General features: G+C 44.8%; 17 protein-coding genes, 1 other RNA gene, 1 pseudogene and 1 riboswitch. Of the genes and pseudogenes, 15 read left to right on the top strand and 4 right to left on the bottom strand.

Annotated elements, in window-relative coordinates; genetic code table 11:
- Positions 1-25 precede the first annotated feature (25 nt).
- From J6600_RS10445 to J6600_RS10410, 8 genes and pseudogenes are all read left to right on the top strand, one after another.
- Positions 26-2,272: a DEAD/DEAH box helicase gene (locus J6600_RS10445; RefSeq protein WP_209387381.1), complete on the top strand. Its 2,247-nt coding sequence runs from the start codon at positions 26-28 to the stop codon at positions 2,270-2,272.
- 19 nt (positions 2,273-2,291) lie between these two features.
- Positions 2,292-3,530 carry a ribonuclease H-like domain-containing protein gene (locus tag J6600_RS10440; RefSeq protein ID WP_012117831.1) on the top strand — a complete coding sequence of 413 codons (1,239 nt, stop codon included), beginning with the start codon at positions 2,292-2,294 and terminating at the stop codon, positions 3,528-3,530.
- Positions 3,531-3,651: 121 nt separating this feature from the next.
- A pseudogene (locus J6600_RS10435) lies at positions 3,652-3,759 on the top strand (hypothetical protein); the annotation flags it as partial.
- 83 nt (positions 3,760-3,842) lie between these two features.
- Positions 3,843-4,079, top strand: coding sequence for a spore coat protein CotD (gene cotD, locus J6600_RS10430; RefSeq protein ID WP_003153539.1), 237 nt, complete (start codon positions 3,843-3,845; stop codon positions 4,077-4,079).
- An 89-nt stretch (positions 4,080-4,168) separates the two neighbouring features.
- Complete coding sequence (locus tag J6600_RS10425; protein WP_014418228.1) at positions 4,169-4,717, top strand: SLOG family protein; 549 nt, start codon at positions 4,169-4,171, stop codon at positions 4,715-4,717.
- A 79-nt stretch (positions 4,718-4,796) separates the two neighbouring features.
- Positions 4,797-5,096, top strand: coding sequence for a cell division regulator GpsB (gene gpsB, locus J6600_RS10420; RefSeq protein WP_003153541.1), 300 nt, complete (start codon positions 4,797-4,799; stop codon positions 5,094-5,096).
- 55 nt (positions 5,097-5,151) lie between these two features.
- Positions 5,152-5,533: RNase P RNA component class B (rnpB, locus tag J6600_RS10415), an RNA gene on the top strand.
- A 96-nt stretch (positions 5,534-5,629) separates the two neighbouring features.
- Positions 5,630-6,796: a THUMP domain-containing class I SAM-dependent RNA methyltransferase gene (locus tag J6600_RS10410; RefSeq protein WP_022553050.1), complete on the top strand. Its 1,167-nt coding sequence runs from the start codon at positions 5,630-5,632 to the stop codon at positions 6,794-6,796.
- Positions 6,797-6,836: 40 nt separating this feature from the next.
- On the opposite strand, the gene J6600_RS10405 is transcribed toward J6600_RS10410, so the two are convergent.
- The gene (locus J6600_RS10405; protein WP_003153548.1) at positions 6,837-6,989 is read right to left on the bottom strand and encodes a YpzG family protein; all 153 of its coding nucleotides are present in this window, start codon (positions 6,987-6,989) and stop codon (positions 6,837-6,839) included.
- Between the two features lie 166 nt (positions 6,990-7,155).
- Between J6600_RS10405 and J6600_RS10400 the strand changes: the two genes are divergently transcribed.
- From J6600_RS10400 to J6600_RS10375, 6 genes are all read left to right on the top strand, one after another.
- The gene (locus tag J6600_RS10400; RefSeq protein WP_014418226.1) at positions 7,156-7,347 is read left to right on the top strand and encodes a hypothetical protein; all 192 of its coding nucleotides are present in this window, start codon (positions 7,156-7,158) and stop codon (positions 7,345-7,347) included.
- 103 nt (positions 7,348-7,450) lie between these two features.
- A complete protein-coding gene (locus J6600_RS10395; protein ID WP_065180546.1) occupies positions 7,451-9,370 on the top strand; it encodes an ATP-dependent DNA helicase in 1,920 nt (639 codons plus the stop codon).
- Positions 9,371-9,481: 111 nt separating this feature from the next.
- Entirely contained in the window at positions 9,482-10,984 is a 1,503-nt protein-coding gene (locus J6600_RS10390) for a carboxypeptidase M32 (protein WP_209387380.1), read from the top strand.
- Between the two features lie 133 nt (positions 10,985-11,117).
- A riboswitch (purine riboswitch) is annotated at positions 11,118-11,217 on the top strand.
- Between the two features lie 99 nt (positions 11,218-11,316).
- Positions 11,317-11,901, top strand: coding sequence for a xanthine phosphoribosyltransferase (gene xpt / locus J6600_RS10385; protein WP_003153553.1), 585 nt, complete (start codon positions 11,317-11,319; stop codon positions 11,899-11,901).
- Positions 11,898-13,202, top strand: a complete 1,305-nt coding sequence (gene pbuX / locus J6600_RS10380; protein ID WP_110085500.1) for a xanthine permease PbuX — start codon at positions 11,898-11,900, stop codon at positions 13,200-13,202. The genes xpt and pbuX overlap by 4 nt, the downstream gene beginning before the upstream one ends.
- Positions 13,203-13,725: 523 nt before the next feature.
- A complete protein-coding gene (locus J6600_RS10375; RefSeq protein ID WP_072177197.1) occupies positions 13,726-14,289 on the top strand; it encodes a cysteine hydrolase family protein in 564 nt (187 codons plus the stop codon).
- A 211-nt stretch (positions 14,290-14,500) separates the two neighbouring features.
- Here the strand turns inward: J6600_RS10375 and J6600_RS10370 are convergent, their stop codons facing one another.
- Together J6600_RS10370 and J6600_RS10365 are read right to left on the bottom strand one after the other, a co-directional pair.
- A complete protein-coding gene (locus J6600_RS10370) occupies positions 14,501-14,788 on the bottom strand; it encodes a DUF421 domain-containing protein (protein WP_245207587.1) in 288 nt (95 codons plus the stop codon).
- Between the two features lie 239 nt (positions 14,789-15,027).
- Positions 15,028-15,291, bottom strand: coding sequence for a hypothetical protein (locus J6600_RS10365; protein WP_017418009.1), 264 nt, complete (start codon positions 15,289-15,291; stop codon positions 15,028-15,030).
- Between the two features lie 221 nt (positions 15,292-15,512).
- Here J6600_RS10365 and J6600_RS10360 point away from each other — a divergent pair, with 221 nt between their 5' ends.
- Positions 15,513-15,821 carry an MGMT family protein gene (locus J6600_RS10360; protein WP_061862309.1) on the top strand — a complete coding sequence of 103 codons (309 nt, stop codon included), beginning with the start codon at positions 15,513-15,515 and terminating at the stop codon, positions 15,819-15,821.
- 28 nt (positions 15,822-15,849) lie between these two features.
- Here the strand turns inward: J6600_RS10360 and J6600_RS10355 are convergent, their stop codons facing one another.
- On the bottom strand, positions 15,850-16,458 hold the full coding sequence (locus J6600_RS10355; RefSeq protein WP_209387379.1) for a GNAT family N-acetyltransferase: 609 nt from the start codon (positions 16,456-16,458) through the stop codon (positions 15,850-15,852).
- Positions 16,459-16,468: the final 10 nt, after the last annotated feature.

Raw genomic sequence — 16,468 nt, 5'->3', positions numbered from 1 at the left:
TGTACCTCATAAAGAGGTGTGAACGATGAAGAAAAAATCACTGAGCGAACTGATACAGGAATTAAAAAATCATGAAAATATTGTGCATTGGCATGAAGAGGAACCGCGGGAGGCGAAAACCATGCCGATGCCGGAGCAAGTAGATCCAAAAATTCGGGCGGCTCTCGAAAAGAGGGGGATCGAGCGGCTCTTTACACATCAATACTCCGCTTTTCAGACGGTTCAAAACGGAGAAAGCATTGTGGCTGTCACACCGACGGCCTCCGGAAAAACACTGTGCTATAATCTTCCGGTTCTTCAGTCTATCGCGGAAGATGCCTCAAGCCGCGCGCTTTATTTATTTCCGACAAAGGCGCTCGCGCAGGATCAAAAAAGCGAGCTGAACGAAATCATAGACGAGACGGGCATGGACATTAAAAGCTTCACCTATGACGGAGATACGTCTCCGGCCATCAGGCAGAAAGTCAGAAAGGCCGGGCATATTGTGATCACAAATCCCGATATGCTTCACTCAGCCATTCTTCCCCACCATACAAAATGGGTGAGTCTGTTTGAAAACCTGAAATATATCGTAATTGATGAATTACATACGTACCGCGGCGTATTCGGCAGCCATGTGGCGAACGTCATCCGCCGTTTAATGAGAATCTGCGCTTTTTACGGAAGCAAGCCGTCATTTATCTGCACATCCGCCACAATCGCCAATCCGAGGGAGTTGGCGGAGCAGCTGACGGGAAAATCAGTGCGCCTGATTGACGACAACGGCGCCCCGGCCGGAAGAAAGCACTTTGCTTTTTACAATCCTCCGATTATAAATAAACCGCTGCATATTCGAAAAAGCGCTACCGTGGAAGTAAACGAACTTGCCAAAACTTTTTTGAAAAATAAGATCCAGACGATTGTTTTTGCAAGAAGCCGTGTCCGGGTTGAAATTATTTTAAGCCACATTCAGGAGATCGTAAAAAAGGAAATCGGCGCGAAGTCTGTCAGAGGTTATCGCGGCGGATATCTTCCGAAAGAAAGAAGAGAAATAGAGCGGGGGTTAAGAGACGGCAGCATTCTCGGGGTTGTCAGCACAAACGCGCTGGAGCTTGGCGTTGATATCGGCCAACTTCAGGTCTGCGTGATGACGGGGTACCCGGGCAGTGTCGCGAGCGCATGGCAGCAGGCGGGCCGGGCCGGGCGCCGGCAGGGTGAGGCGCTTATCGTGATGGTGGCGAATTCTGATCCGATTGATCAATATATTGTGCGCCATCCTGATTATTTCTTTAAACGCTCGCCTGAATCTGCAAGGATTAATCCTGATAATCTCATTATATTGGTCGATCACCTGAAATGCGCTGCGTATGAGCTGCCTTTCAGAGCCGATGAAACATTCGGAGAAAATGATGCAAGAGACATTCTCGAGTATTTAGAAGAAGAAGGGGTGCTTCACGAAAACCGCGAACGCTATCACTGGGCGAGCGAATCTTTTCCCGCCTCCAACATCAGTCTCCGTTCGGCGTCACAGGAAAACGTGGTCATCGTTGACCGGTCAGAGACGGCTGATGTAAAAATCATCGGAGAAATGGACCGTTTCAGCGCGATGACGCTTCTTCATGATGAAGCGATTTATCTTCATGAAGGGGTGCAGTACCAGGTTGAAAAGCTTGATTGGGATCATAAAAAAGCGTACGTGCAAAAGGTCGATGTCGAATATTATACAGATGCCAATTTAGCGGTGCAGCTGAAAGTGCTGGACATTGACAGAACGGACAGCAGAAAGAAAACGGCCTTACATTTCGGCGATGTAACCGTGAACGCACTTCCGACAATATTTAAAAAAATTAAAATGACGACATTTGAAAATATAGGATCAGGGCCGATTCATCTTCCAGAAGAAGAACTGCATACCAGTGCTGCCTGGCTTGAATTGAAAGAGACGGATTCGGAGATCGGCGAAAAAACGCTTGAACAGCTGCTTTTAGGCATTGCCCACGTCCTGCAGCATATCGTGCCTGTATACGTCATGTGCGACCGAAATGACGTGCATGTCGTGCCGCAAATCAAAGCCGCACATACCGGACTTCCGACAATCTTTCTGTATGATCATTATCCGGGCGGAATCGGACTTGCTGATGAAGTATATAAGCGATTTGATGAAATCAATGAAGGGGCTGAGCGCCTGATCAGACAATGTCCATGTCAAGACGGATGTCCTTCCTGCATCGGCTCCGAAATAGAAGGAATAGATGCAAAGAAAGCGATACTCCGGCTCTTGAATTACGTGTAAAAGAAAAGGGGGACGAAAGATGTCCTTGAAAAATAAATTAAAGCGGATGAAAAACCACCTGAATGTGCCGGAAGCTGAAAAAAAGCCGGCAGCTTCACAACTTTCGGTCCCGGATATTCAAGTCCCATTTAGAGAAGAATGGGAGGCATTCGGAGTGAAGCCTTTCTTTTTTGAGGATGAATACTGTCTTATCCGCGAAACCGTCTATCCGCTTTCGCACCGTCACGGACGGTACAGCTTCAGTGAACTTGATGACGTCATGGCATTATGGAATAAAGGCGGTTTGACACATACTTTATCAGCAGAAGGATACGAAAAAAGCCAGCTGTTCTTCTTTGATACTGAAACGACCGGCCTCGGCGGCGGGGCCGGCAATATGATCTTTTTGCTCGGTCATGCAAGAGTGTATGAAGACCGTGTCGCGGTTAAACAGCATCTGCTTCCTAAACCGGGAAACGAGACGGCTCTTTACAAAAGCTTTTTAAGTGAGGTTGACATTACGTCTCTTGTTACGTATAACGGAAAAGCCTTTGACTGGCCGCAGGTAAAAACTAGGCATACATTGCTGCGGGACAGGCTTCCGAAACTTCCTGACTTCGGACACTTTGATCTTCTGCACGGAGCGAGACGGCTTTGGAAACATAAATTAGAGCGTGTATCGCTTTCGGCGGTTGAAAATGAAGAGCTTGCTTTTAAAAGGGACGAAGACACCCCTGGTTATTTGGCGCCGATGCTGTATTTTCAATTTTTAAAGGCGGAGGACCCGGCTCTTTTAAAGGGAGTGCTCTCGCATAATGAACAAGATGTGCTTTCTCTCATCGCTCTTTACATCCATATGTCAAAAAAGATTTTTGCATCTTCTGATCAGACGTCAGAACGTCAGGAAGCATACGCCATGGCGAAATGGTTTATCGCTCATAAAGAAACCGATCGGGCTGTTTCACAGCTGGAAGCGCTGCAAGGAAAAGCCTTTGAAGATTCAGATCGGGCCCTTTTTGACTTAGCAATGCTTTATAAAAAACAAAACCGCAGGCAAGACGCCGTGCCCCTTTGGGAGAAACTGACGGGCTCTGATCTTCACATATGCAGACACCAATCAGCGGTAGAGCTGGCGATCTATTTTGAGCATCACGCAAAAGATTACAAAAAAGCTCTGCAGGCCGCGCAGCAGGCGGCAGAAGACGGGGAAATATCGGAAAAAGAAGCCGAGAAGCTCCATGTGAGAATTGCCCGGCTCAAGAGGAAATATTCCTCTTGAAATATTGCCCGGGAAAGCGCAAAAGCCGAGCTGTTTCGCCAAAAATATTTTTTTCTGAATCCGCATCGATTTTGTTGTAGAATGGTGCCGCATCTTGTAAAATAGCGTTAGTTATTTATAGGGGAGAGTTGGTATGTATAAAGGTGTTTTTTACTTGTTCTTTGTCGTGGTTTTTTTGATTGCGTTTGTATTTTCGAATTTTAAAGACAGCTTGCTGACGCACTTTTAAATTGGGTGATTGAATTAGAACATGCACCCTCTTTTCTTCATAACCTAACAGTGTAATAAAAGTTAATGGAGAGGGGATTTAGCATGTTTCATCATCATTGTTGCAGACCAAACGTGATGCCGCCGATTGTCCATCCGACTCATTGCTGTGAACACCATTGTTTTTCTAACACAGTTGTGCCGCATATTCATCCGCAACATACAACTAACGTAAATCACCACAACTTTGAGCACGTTCATTACTATCCGCACACTTTTTCAAATGTTGACCCGACAACTCACCAGCATTTTCAGTGCGGAAGCCCTTGCTGCGATCATTAGTATTGAACGCTTAAGCAAGATCGGTTAGGATATCAGCAAAGCAAAATGGGGCCCGATGGGGAGCCCCATTTTTTAAAGCAGGTGATCAATTGAAAGTATTAGCCGTAACAGGATACAAGCCGTTTGAACTCGGGATTTTTAAACAGGATGACCGGGCGCTTGTTTATATAAAAAAGGCGATAGAAACCAGACTCAGAAGCTTCCTTGACGAAGGCTTGGAATGGATTCTCATATCAGGACAGCTGGGGACTGAGCTTTGGGCGGCAGAAACGGCGTACGATCTCAGAGAAGAGTATCCGGAATTAAAGGTTGCCGTTATCACGCCTTTCTACGGCCAGGAGGAAAAGTGGAAGGAGCCGAATAAAGAAATGTATGAAGCGGTGCTTGCTCAGGCAGATTATGAGGAGAGCCTGACGCATCGGCCGTACGAAAGTCCGCTCCAATTCCGGCAGAAAAACGCGTTCTTTATTGAAAAGTCAGATGCGCTTTTGCTTTTATATGATCCTGAAATGGAAGGATCGCCGAAATATATGCTGCAGCAGGCAGAAAAACGCCGTGAAACAGACGGATATCCGATTTATTCGATTACGATGGATGATCTCCGTGCCGCCGTTGAAGAAGAAGATTTCTTTACATAACACGTCAGAGAATATTTGACAACGGGACGTGTTTCTGAATAAAATATAACATGATGATTCACGATATGAGGTGAAAAAGATGCTTGCTGATAAAGTAAAGCTTTCTGCGAAAGACATTTTGGAAAAAGAATTTAAAACAGGCGTTAGAGGTTACAGACAAGAAGACGTTGACAAATTTTTAGATATGATTATTAAGGATTATGAAACCTTTCATCAAGAAATTGAAGAACTGCAGCAGGAAAATCTGCAGCTGAAAAAACAGCTTGAAGAAGCAAGTAAAAAACAGCCGGTGCAGTCCAATACGACCAACTTTGACATTCTGAAAAGGCTGTCCAACCTTGAGAAACATGTATTCGGCAGCAAACTTTATGACGAATAAGGCAGATACACTTGTCAAATGAGACAAGTTGCTTTATAATGAACAAGTGTTCTTAACGTTCGGGTAATCGCTGCAGATCTTTGAATCTGTAGAGGAAAGTCCATGCTCGCACGGTGCTGAGATGCCCGTAGTGTTCGTGCCTAGCGAAGAAATAAGCTAGGGCAGCCTTGATAGGCTGACGGCAGGAAAAAAGCCTACGTCTCCGGATATGGCTGAGTATCCTTGAAAGTGCCACAGTGACGAAGTCTCATCAGAAATGGTGAGAGTGGAACGCGGTAAACCCCTCGAGCGAGAAACCCAAATTTTGGTAGGGGAACCTTCTTGAAGGAACTGAACAGATAGAAGGACAGAATACTTTCTGTAGATAGATGATTGCCGCCTGAGTACGAGGTGATGAGCCGATTGCAGTACGACGGAACAAAACATGGCTTACAGAACGTTAAACATTATTGATATGACAAATTAGAGCTCTCCTTAAAAGGGGAGCTTTTATCTTGAATGAAACGAAAGCTTAAAAGAGACAGGGTGATACGATGAAGAAGTACACACTAATAGCGACGGCGCCGATGGGAATCGAAGCGATCGTCGCCAAAGAAGTGCGTGATTTAGGTTATGAATGCAAAGTAGACAACGGAAAAGTCATCTTTGAAGGAGATGCGCTTGCGATCTGCCGCGCTAACTTATGGCTCCGGACGGCTGACCGCATCAAGGTACAGGTCGCCGAGTTTCAGGCGAAAACGTTTGATGAGCTGTTTGAAAAAACAAAAGCGATTGACTGGCGCGCGTACATTCCGGAAAACGCCAAGTTCCCCGTTATCGGAAAATCCGTGAAATCAGTGCTTGCCAGTGTGCCTGACTGCCAGCGGATCGTCAAAAAGGCGATAGCGGAAAAGCTGAAACTGCAATCAGGAAAACAAAATGAATGGATTGAAGAAACGGGACCCGAGTATAAGGTGGAGATTTCCCTTTTAAAAGATAAAGCCGTACTTACACTGGATTCATCAGGAACAGGCCTTCACAAACGGGGATACAGGGTTGATCAGGGAGGAGCTCCGATTAAAGAGACGCTCGCTGCCGCGTTAATTCAGTTAACCAACTGGACGCCTGACCGTCCGTTCGTCGATCCGTTCTGCGGTTCCGGCACGATCGCCATTGAAGCCGCTTTAATCGGACAAAACATTGCTCCCGGTTTTAACCGTGATTTTGTTTCAGAAGACTGGGAATGGATCGGAAAAGAACTGTGGGACAAGGCGCGTCTTGAAGTGGAGGAAAAGGCGAACTATGATCAGCCGCTGCAGATTTTTGCCAGTGATGTGGATCACCGGATGGTAAACATCGCCAAAGAAAACGCAGAAGAAGCGGGACTTGGTGACCTGATCGAATGCAAGCAAATGAGAGTGCAGGATTTTACGACGAAACTCGAATTCGGCGTAATCGTCGGAAACCCTCCGTACGGCGAACGGCTCGGCGAAAAAAGGGAAGTCGAGCAGATGTATAAAGAAATGGGCCGGGCATTTGAATCTCTTGATACATGGTCTGTCTACATGTTAACGTCAAATGAACAATTTGAAGAGGCCTACGGAAGAAAAGCAACAAAAAAACGGAAGCTCTTTAACGGTTTTATCAAAACGGATTATTATCAGTACTGGGCTAAAGTGCGGCCGCAGCGGAAAAAGCCGCAACAAAGAGAAGACGCCTGAAACAGCGTCTTCTCCGGCATCTTTACGTTTTATTCTGCCATTACCAGCGGTGCGCTTTTGCGTTGCTCCGTAAAATAATGTTGGTCTGGGACATTTCGGTGTGGCCGTTCACTTGCGATTTAGAGCGTTTCGGCCGCGTCCAATTGTGATGAAACAATTCAGAATGCTGATCTAATCGATCTTTATAACTCATGTAACCATCACTCCCGGATAGAATAATTTTGTGAAGATGGATATTCGATCGAATATCTGTTGTAGTTTGTGCAGGTCAGGTGCGGATCATTCAGAATGGCATGTATAGAAAGTGAAGCATCGGCATAGAATGATGATTATTTCTATTTGAGAGGTGATCTTATTTTATGCTGAACAGCGAGCACTTCAGTAAAATACAAAAGGCGTTAGACGCAACTGCTTTCCGGCTGGAGGAAGCCGGAGCGGAGTTCGGTCCTTCCGCTGTGACACACGCACAGGAAGAACTTGAAAATGCGGTAAAACATACACATTCAACAGACCATCCGTTCCTATGTACACATATCATTAACCGGAAATGATCATGACAAAAACTTGGCGAGGCCAAGTTTTTTTGTTGTATTGAAAAGGGTTAAATGATATTATAGATGGTCTGAATGCCGAATAGTTAGGGGTTGGAGTTGGGTGACAACATCACGTTTGCCTTTTGCTTTAACAAAAGAAAAGAATTTTTACGAAGAATTGAACAATTGGATTGGTGACGTGTTTTACGATATCCTTCCCGAGAAAGGCTTTGACCTTCGGGATGAGCAGGTATTTATGGCGTTTCAGCTTGAACGGGCATTTAAAGAGAAAAAGGTCATGTTCGCTGAGGCAGGAGTCGGTACGGGGAAAACGCTGGTGTATCTGCTGTTTGCCATCAGCTATGCCAGATATACGGGTAAACCGGCCATTATCGCATGCGCCGATGAAACGTTAATTGAACAGCTTGTCAAAAAAGAAGGCGACATTTCCAAGCTGACAGAACATTTGGATCTGCAGATTGATACACGGCTGTCCAAATCCCATGAGCAGTATCTGTGTCTGAAAAAGCTTGAGAAAACGATGCAGCGTTCTGATGATGAAAAGTGGCTGGATCTTTATGAGTCGCTGCCTTCATTCGTACACGAATCACAAGCGATGCAGCGCTTTTATCCGTACGGCGACCGCAAACAGTACGCTGATTTGACGAATGAAGAGTGGGCAGGCGTCAGCTATGATTCCTTCCAAGATTGTTTAACTTGTGATATGAGACATAGATGCGGTTTAACACTTTCAAGAGATCATTACAGAAAATCAACGGATCTGATTGTTTGCTCCCATGATTTCTACATGGAACATGTATGGACGGAAGAATCACGCAAAAGGGAAGGACAGCTGCCGCTTTTGCCGGATCACAGCGCCGTCGTGTTTGATGAAGGACATCTGTTGGAATTCGCCGCGCAAAAAGCGTTAACCTATCGCGTGAAGCAGTCGACGCTTGAGCTGTTTTTAGAGCGTCTGCTTCAAAATGACATCAGAGAGGAATTCGCCGAACTGATTGAAGATGCCCTTGCCGCAAACGATGAGTTTTTCTATGTGCTGTCAGAGGAATCGAAGGAAATCGCCGGCTCTCACCGATTGGACATCCAAAACGACCAGCGCGTTAAGCGTGCGGCTGACGAACTGTGCCGTCTGCTCGATAAAATCGGCGAGGCGCTCGTATTTGAATCGGAAATGTATACGATTGATAAGTACGAGCTATCAGTTGTAGAAGAATACGTCGAACAAATGGCATATTCGCTGTCGCTGTATCAAAAGGATGCCATCAGCTGGCTTGAAACGCGGGATACAGACTCAACGTTTGTCGTTATGCCGAGAACTGTAGCCGAAGTGCTGGGAGAAAAGGTCTTTTCTAAAAAGATTCCTTATATCTTCTCATCGGCCACTCTTTCTGAGGGCGGTTCATTTGATTATATCGCTGACAGCCTCGGAATCCGTGATCCTTTATCATTCACCGTTGAATCTCCGTACGATTACGAGGAGCAAATGTCTGTTGCGCTTCACGGTGACATGACGTCTGAGCAGAAAACAGCCGAAACGATTGAAACCATTAAGGAGAATGAAGGACGCACCCTCGTTCTTTTCCCTTCCTTTGAAGACATGAAGGAATTTAAAGAACAGGCTGCCGCGTGGGAGCTGCCGTATCCGATATACTACGAAGGTGACGAAGAGATCAGCAGTCTGGTCGAAAAGTTCCAGCGGGATGAAGAATCCGTGCTTTGTTCCGTCCACTTATGGGAAGGTCTTGACATTCCCGGTGACTCGCTCCGGAATGTGACCATTTGGGCATTGCCGTATCCGCCTCATGATCCGGTGTTTGCCGCAAAGCGGAACGGAGCGAAAAAAGATCCGTTTGAGGAAGTTGATCTGCCGTACATGCTCTTGAGAGTCCGGCAGGGAATCGGCCGCCTCATCCGTTCTAATCAGGACAGCGGAACCATATCCATTTATGCGGGCGGAGAAAGTGAACGAGTCTTGGCCGAAGTCAAAAAGATCTTGCCTGTTACACCGAAAATCGTATAAAAACAAAAGCTGCAGGATTCTTATCCTGCGGCTTTTTTAAATCCGGGAAGTTGACTTTATCACGGCATTCCATTAGCCTGTAATTGATAGTGAAAAGGGAGGGGAATGGATATGGATTTACATACATATGAAAAAGAGTTTTTTGATCTGTTAAAAAGAGTATCCCACTATGTCGAAGCCATTGCACTTATGCATTGGGACTTAAGAACGGGAGCCCCGAAAAAAGGCTCTGATGACCGGGCGGAAAGCATCGGACAGCTGTCGGCTGACGTTTTTCAAATCCAGACATCCGACCGGATGAAAGAGCTGATCGACATCCTTCTCGCGCATGCAGAAGAGCTCTCTGAAGATACAGTGAAAGCGGCGGAACTTGCGAAAAAAGATTATGATCATAATAAAAAAATTCCTGAAGATGAGTATAAAGAATATGTCATTTTAACATCGAAAGCTGAAACGGCTTGGGAGGATGCAAAGGCGGCCTCTGATTTCTCTATGTTTGCTCCGTACCTTGAGAAGCTGATTAATTTTAATAAGCGGTTTATTTCGTATTGGGGCTATGAAGATCATCCATACAACGCATTGCTCGATATTTTCGAACCGGGTGTTACGGTAAAGGTGCTGGATCAGCTGTTTTCTGAATTGAAGGAAGCGATCATTCCGCTTATCAAAAAAGTGACGGAATCCGTCAATAAACCGGACACTTCCTTTATAACGAAAACGTTTCCGAAAGAACAACAAAGAGACCTCTCCTTGTATTTCTTAAAAGAGTTCGGGTATGATTTTGACGGCGGCCGCCTGGACGAGACGGTGCATCCGTTTGCGACGACAATCAACCGGGGCGATGTGCGGGTGACGACCAGATATGACGAAAACGATTTCCGCACGGCAATTTTCGGAACGATTCATGAATGCGGGCATGCGATCTACGAGCAGAATATTGACGAAGCGCTGAGCGGAACGAACTTATCTGACGGTGCATCCATGGGAATTCATGAATCCCAATCGTTATTTTATGAAAACTTTATCGCCAGAAATCAACATTTCTGGACCGCCTATTATGAAAAAATGGTTGAGGCTTCGCCTGATCAATTTCAAGATGTGAAAAGAGAAGATTTTGTACGCGCTGTCAACGAGGCGAAACCGACCTTTATCCGAATTGAAGCCGATGAGCTGACATATCCGCTTCATATTATTATCCGTTATGAAATTGAAAAAGCAATTTTCAGTAATGAAGTGACAGTGGAAGAACTGCCTGCATTGTGGAATCAAAAATATCATGATTATTTAGGCATTACGCCGCCATCTGACGCAAAAGGCATTTTGCAGGACGTACATTGGGCGGGCGGCGATTTCGGCTATTTCCCTTCCTATGCGCTCGGATATATGTATGCGGCACAGCTGAAGCATACCATGCTTGAGGATCTGCCTGAATTTGACCAATTAATAGAACGGGGCGATTTTGAGCCGATCAAACAATGGCTGACAGAAAAGGTTCATCAGCACGGAAGACGCAAAATGCCGCTTGACATCATAAAAGATGCAACGGGAGAAGAGCTGAACGTTCAATATCTCATTGAGTATCTCGTCGGTAAATATTCAAATTTATATTTATAAACGAAACACCCGGTATACACCGGGTGTTTTTCTAAAAATTCTAAAAAGACGAATAATCGAAAACCAATTATTTGTAAAAGTTCGGAAATATTCAAATTTCACTATGCAAAAGAAGTGTATCTTGTTATAATTTGATTAATATCATACGAACACTCATATAATCGCGTGGATATGGCACGCAAGTTTCTACCGGTCACCGTAAATGTCCGACTATGAGTGAGCAATGGAACGGCTTTATTCGGCCGTTGCGTGTAGATCATTCGGCATTGCTTGCTCTTTTTATTGAGAGCGGGCAATGCTTTTTTTATTTTTTATAAGCGGGGGTAATCATTGTGGAAGCATTAAAACGAAAAATAGCAGAAGACGGAATTGTTCTTTCTGATCAAGTGCTGAAAGTGGATTCTTTTTTAAACCATCAAATTGATCCGGTTCTCATGCAGCAGATCGGCCGGGAATTTGCGCGCCGTTTTGAAAAAGACGAGATAACCAAAATCGTCACAATTGAATCTTCGGGCATTGCCCCTGCGGTGATGGCCGGCCTTGAACTCGGCGTTCCCGTCATCTTTGCGAGAAAAAGGAAGTCTCTCACATTAACGGATGATCTGCTGACGGCATCCGTCTATTCTTTCACGAAAAAAACAGAAAGTCAGATTGCAATCTCCGGAAATCATCTGTCGAAAGAAGACCGCGTGTTAATCATTGACGACTTTTTAGCGAACGGACAGGCGGCAGAAGGGCTTTTATCCATCGTAAAACAAGCAGGCGCAGCGGTTTGCGGGATCGGAATCGTCATTGAAAAGTCATTTCAGCCGGGAAGAGATGAGCTGGTGAAAAAAGGATGCCGAGTCGAATCGCTGGCGAGAATTCAATCGCTTGAAGACGGAAAAGTGACATTTGTACAGGAGGTCCGTTCATGAAAAACGGCTATGCCAAAACACTTTCCCTCGGTATCCAGCATGTGCTTGCCATGTATGCCGGCGCCGTCGTCGTTCCTTTAATTGTAGGAGCGGCATTGGGACTGAACGCAGAACAGCTGACATATCTCGTATCAATTGATATTTTTATGTGCGGGGCGGCTACGCTGCTTCAAGTATGGAGAAATAAATTTTTCGGTATCGGCTTGCCCGTTGTGCTCGGCTGTACGTTCACCGCGGTAGCGCCGATTATTTCCATCGGTAAGGAGTACGGGATTTCAGCCATTTACGGAAGCATTTTGGCATCGGGTCTGCTTGTCATTCTGCTGTCGTTTTTCTTCGGCAAGCTCGTATCGTTTTTCCCGCCTGTCGTAACCGGATCTGTCGTGACGATTATCGGGATGACCTTAATGCCGGTCGCGATGAATCATATTGCCGGCGGGGAAGGCAGCAAGGATTTCGGTGATCCGGCTAACCTTGCCCTCGGATTTACGGTGCTCGTCATCATCGTGCTGCTTTATCGGTTTACAAAAGGATTTTTGAAATCCATTTCGATTTTAATCGGCATTGTCATCGGGACGGCCATCGCATATTTTATGGGAAAAGTGCAATTTGACAATGTGGCGAATGCTGACGCAATTCAAATGATTAAACCGTTTTACTTCGGGACGCCGACATTTCATGCGGCACCGATTATTACGATGTCCATCGTTGCCATTGTCAGCCTTGTTGAGTCAACCGGCGTCTATTTTGCTCTCGGTGACCTGACAAACCGGCGCCTGTCTGAACGTGATTTAGCAAAAGGCTACCGCGCGGAAGGCCTGGCGGTATTCATCAGCGGCATTTTTAATGCTTTTCCGTACACGGCTTATTCCCAAAACGTCGGCCTCGTGCAGCTGACGGGAATTAAGAAAAACGCGGTCATCGGTGTCACGGGTGCACTTTTAATGCTCTTCGGCCTTTTTCCGAAAATCGCAGCCTTCACGACCATCATCCCGTCTTCGGTACTGGGAGGCGCGATGGTGGCCATGTTCGGCATGGTCATTTCCTACGGCATTAAAATGCTCAGTCAAATTGACTTTAAAAAGCAGGAAAATCTTCTGATCGTCGCGTGTTCGGTCGGATTGGGACTCGGTGTAACCGTCGTTCCCGATATGTTTAAGCACCTGCCGTCTTACTTAAATCTGCTGACCACAAACGGAATCGTCGCCGGAAGCTTTACCGCCGTGATTTTGAATATTGTTTATAACATGATTCCTAAAACGAAAAAAACCCTTGATGTGACAAGGGTTCAAGAGGGTTAGTTATCCGTTTTTCTTTAAAATAACATCTTATTTTATCCAGATCGAGGATGCTTCCGAAAGTTGCTGAACTTTTTGCGAGGCATTCTCTTTCATTTTTTGAAAAAGAAACTAAATTGAGTGATGAGGCATCCGCCTTATTTCGCCGAAAAACCGTCCCGCACTATATGTACGTGAACGAGTATTTTGTGCACAGATCCTTACAAAAGAGAGTGAAAAGAAGGGAAAGCCCCTTCTTTTAATTAATCCATCCTTCAAAAGTTGCGCGATAGAACCCTTCGATTATCTCTACTTTCTTAAGGTAATAAGTAACACCATTCTTAACAGTTGTATTTGGGATATCCCTGTTGAATATTGCTGGCCTCTGGTGATCTGCAGCCTTTGAGTCAGTGTTTGCTTTAGCTATTCCAGCGCTTTTCCAACGGGGAAGGTGCGATATGAAATTTAACACTGAAACAATTGTACAAAAGTAAAATCTTTATTTAAAATGTTATAAATACGAATTTTCAATATAGGAGGTTATCTGATGGCAGAAAAGAAAAAAGCTTTAATCATTGTGGATGTACAAAAAGCCTTTGATGATAAAAAGTGGGGAGAACGAAATAACGTAAAGGCGGAAGAAAATATCAGCAAAATACTGAAATTATGGAGAGAAAAAGGATGGACAGTCATATACATACAACATATTTCTGATAAACCTGGTTCTTTATTTTATCCAAAAAACGAGGGGGTTGCTATAAAGGAAATCGTTAAACCTATGGATAAAGAAGTCATTATAACCAAGAAAGTAAACAGCAGCTTTATTGGTACTAATCTAGAAGAGCTTTTAAAAGCAAATGATATAACAACTGTCGTAATCACTGGCTTGACTACGCCGCACTGTGTTTCAACAACCACAAGGATGAGCGGTAATTTAGGATTTGATACATACCTGATTTCAGATGCAACAGCAGCCTTTGGAATGAGAGACCAAAATGATACATATTATGATGCAGAGACTATTCACAATATATCTCTGGCAACATTGCATGATGAATTCGCCACAATATTAACGACTGATCAATTAATCAATGATTTTATAGCCGGCTGAAAAGCATATTCAGGCGCATACAAGGACCTCGTCGGAAAATACGGGGGTTGCCGACTCTTTTCATCGTCGCAATATCGATTGCAAAAAGGCATCTGTTTCAGATGCTTTTTTTTGTTTCTTGTAAACCGGTTTCGGTAAAAAATGATCGGCGCGGTTAACGGTCTGATTCGACTTCGGTTTTGAATAACAAAAGGCTTTACTAATCAGCGAATTATTCAAGATTTTTTGGCTTGTGCTGAGTCTGGTGTTTTTTGATTTCCTCGAATATATTGGCTTGATCATCTTTTTGAGGCCGAGGCTCTTTGTTAAGACATTTTGGATCGATCACATTTTTAAGATCTTTGATGGTTAAAGGCTTACAGTCCTCTTTTAATTCGTAGCCTAATTGTCCATTAGCTTCTAAAATGGCATATATATCGGAGCAATTATTAAGGTCAGTGAAACTAGAAAAAGGGGACAGAGCCCCCTTCATATTCGTAACAGCGCTCATCATTCCCATACCAGATTCCGTTCCAGAAAGAAACTCCTTTTAGATACCAATTGTTGATATCGTCCAGCAGTTGCAAAAGCAGGAGATGCTGATACAAGTAGAGCAAGAGATAATTCGAAATCTGTCATAATTTTCAATTTTGACACTTCTTAGATACATGTTAGCAATCATTTATTCTCTTATCGGCACGGTAACATACGGATTATTTTTAGTTGTTACTTAGAACAAACATTCCGCGTCATGAAAAATCAGCTTTTGTAGACGGCTGTCCAAGTGCCATCAGCACCATGGAAGGTGATGTTGTCTAAATAATAGGTGATTCCATTCCGGTAAATTGAAGTAGGATAATCAGGGCCAGAACCATTAAGTATGAACGTCGCCAAAGCAGATACTTCCTTCGTTTTACTTTCTGCAGAAGGTGTATCAGCAGGACCTGCGGCAAAAGCAGGGGCGGCAGAACAGAGTAAAGCGAGTGATAGGGCTGAGCCGGCTAAAGTTTTTTTCATTTTCATTGTAAACACTCCTTTTCTTTTTTAATACAATTGTATTATTACATATTATGTTAAATAAGTACATGCTTATCTTTGTTAATTTTTTGTGAACAAACAGATAATCTATTTAAACGCAGAGTTGAAATAAGTATGATGATGAAGCAATTATCATCTATAAAAATAAGATCAGGAAGTAGCTGATTTTCTCAAAAATCATCTGCTCTTGCGAAATGAGGAGTTGCATGACATTTACGGCACGGGCGGTAGCCATTATCAAACAGATACCTGAAGGAAAAGTGATGACGTATGGTCAAATTGCCGGTCTTGCGGGAAGTCCGCGGGGAGCGAGGCAGGTTGTGCGGATTCTTCACTCCATGAGTAAAAAGCATCGCCTTCCTTGGCACAGGGTCATCAATGCAAAGGGCGAAATCGGATTGAGAGATGAAGAGATGTTTTCTGTACAGAAGCTGTCTCTTGAAGCTGAGGGGGTAGCGGTCACGTCAGACGGACGGATCGATCTCAATTTATACGTCCATGATCCGAATATGTAAAAAAACCTGCCGTATATCGGCAGGTTTTTCAGTTATATGCTGCGAGCCGGCCAGAAAGGTTTTGCCGGATATAAGGCCATTCCTCCCGAAGGATGGAGTAGTAGGCAGTATCTCTGAGGCCGACGTCGACAGCCGGAATGTGTGCGCGGCGGATCCCTTCAAATTGGGCTCCGATCCGCAAAATCGCAGTCCGTGAGCGCTGATTGCGAACATCGGTTTTCAGTGTCACCCTGACAGCTTGCCACACGTCAAACGCATGAGTCAGCATCAGAAGTTTACATTCCGTATTGACACCGGTCCGCTGCACGGCAGAGGCATACCATGTGCTGCCGATCTCACACACTTCCGGAGCTGCATCCGCCGGCCGCGTAAGCACTTCCGCATCCATAAACCTCGTGCTTCCGACGATTCGGTCTGTTTCAAGACTCCGTACTGCAAATGGCAATGCAAGTCCTTTTTCATAATCGGAAAGCGCCCGCTCAATATAACGCTTTGTTTCTTCGATTCCGTCAGGAACATGGGTGTAAGCGTAAGTCGTCCTATTTTCTGAAGCAGCGTCACAAAGTGCTTGAGTGTGATCAATCGCCATCGGCTCTAACTGTACGAGTGATCCTCTAAGAATGACAGGCTTCAGCATTCCTATCACA

Source organism: Bacillus sp. LJBV19, assembly GCF_017797845.1.
Classification (GTDB): Bacteria; Bacillota; Bacilli; order Bacillales; family Bacillaceae; genus Bacillus; species Bacillus velezensis.
This window is presented reverse-complemented; position numbering and strand designations above follow the sequence as displayed.

What these genes read in the sequence shown, in the direction of transcription:
- J6600_RS10365 (WP_017418009.1), bottom strand. Translation starts at nt 15,291, where the DNA reads ATGAAAATGAAAAAAACTTTAGCCGGCTCAGCCCTATCACTCGCTTTA.
- J6600_RS10360 (WP_061862309.1), top strand. Translation starts at nt 15,513, where the DNA reads ATGACATTTACGGCACGGGCGGTAGCCATTATCAAACAGATACCTGAA.
- J6600_RS10445 (WP_209387381.1), top strand. Translation starts at nt 26, where the DNA reads ATGAAGAAAAAATCACTGAGCGAACTGATACAGGAATTAAAAAATCAT.
- J6600_RS10410 (WP_022553050.1), top strand. Translation starts at nt 5,630, where the DNA reads ATGAAGAAGTACACACTAATAGCGACGGCGCCGATGGGAATCGAAGCG.
- cotD (WP_003153539.1), top strand. Translation starts at nt 3,843, where the DNA reads ATGTTTCATCATCATTGTTGCAGACCAAACGTGATGCCGCCGATTGTC.
- pbuX (WP_110085500.1), top strand. Translation starts at nt 11,898, where the DNA reads ATGAAAAACGGCTATGCCAAAACACTTTCCCTCGGTATCCAGCATGTG.
- J6600_RS10400 (WP_014418226.1), top strand. Translation starts at nt 7,156, where the DNA reads ATGCTGAACAGCGAGCACTTCAGTAAAATACAAAAGGCGTTAGACGCA.
- J6600_RS10390 (WP_209387380.1), top strand. Translation starts at nt 9,482, where the DNA reads ATGGATTTACATACATATGAAAAAGAGTTTTTTGATCTGTTAAAAAGA.
- J6600_RS10355 (WP_209387379.1), bottom strand. Translation starts at nt 16,458, where the DNA reads ATGCTGAAGCCTGTCATTCTTAGAGGATCACTCGTACAGTTAGAGCCG.
- gpsB (WP_003153541.1), top strand. Translation starts at nt 4,797, where the DNA reads ATGCTTGCTGATAAAGTAAAGCTTTCTGCGAAAGACATTTTGGAAAAA.
- J6600_RS10370 (WP_245207587.1), bottom strand. Translation starts at nt 14,788, where the DNA reads ATGGGAATGATGAGCGCTGTTACGAATATGAAGGGGGCTCTGTCCCCT.
- J6600_RS10375 (WP_072177197.1), top strand. Translation starts at nt 13,726, where the DNA reads ATGGCAGAAAAGAAAAAAGCTTTAATCATTGTGGATGTACAAAAAGCC.
- J6600_RS10440 (WP_012117831.1), top strand. Translation starts at nt 2,292, where the DNA reads ATGTCCTTGAAAAATAAATTAAAGCGGATGAAAAACCACCTGAATGTG.
- J6600_RS10405 (WP_003153548.1), bottom strand. Translation starts at nt 6,989, where the DNA reads ATGAGTTATAAAGATCGATTAGATCAGCATTCTGAATTGTTTCATCAC.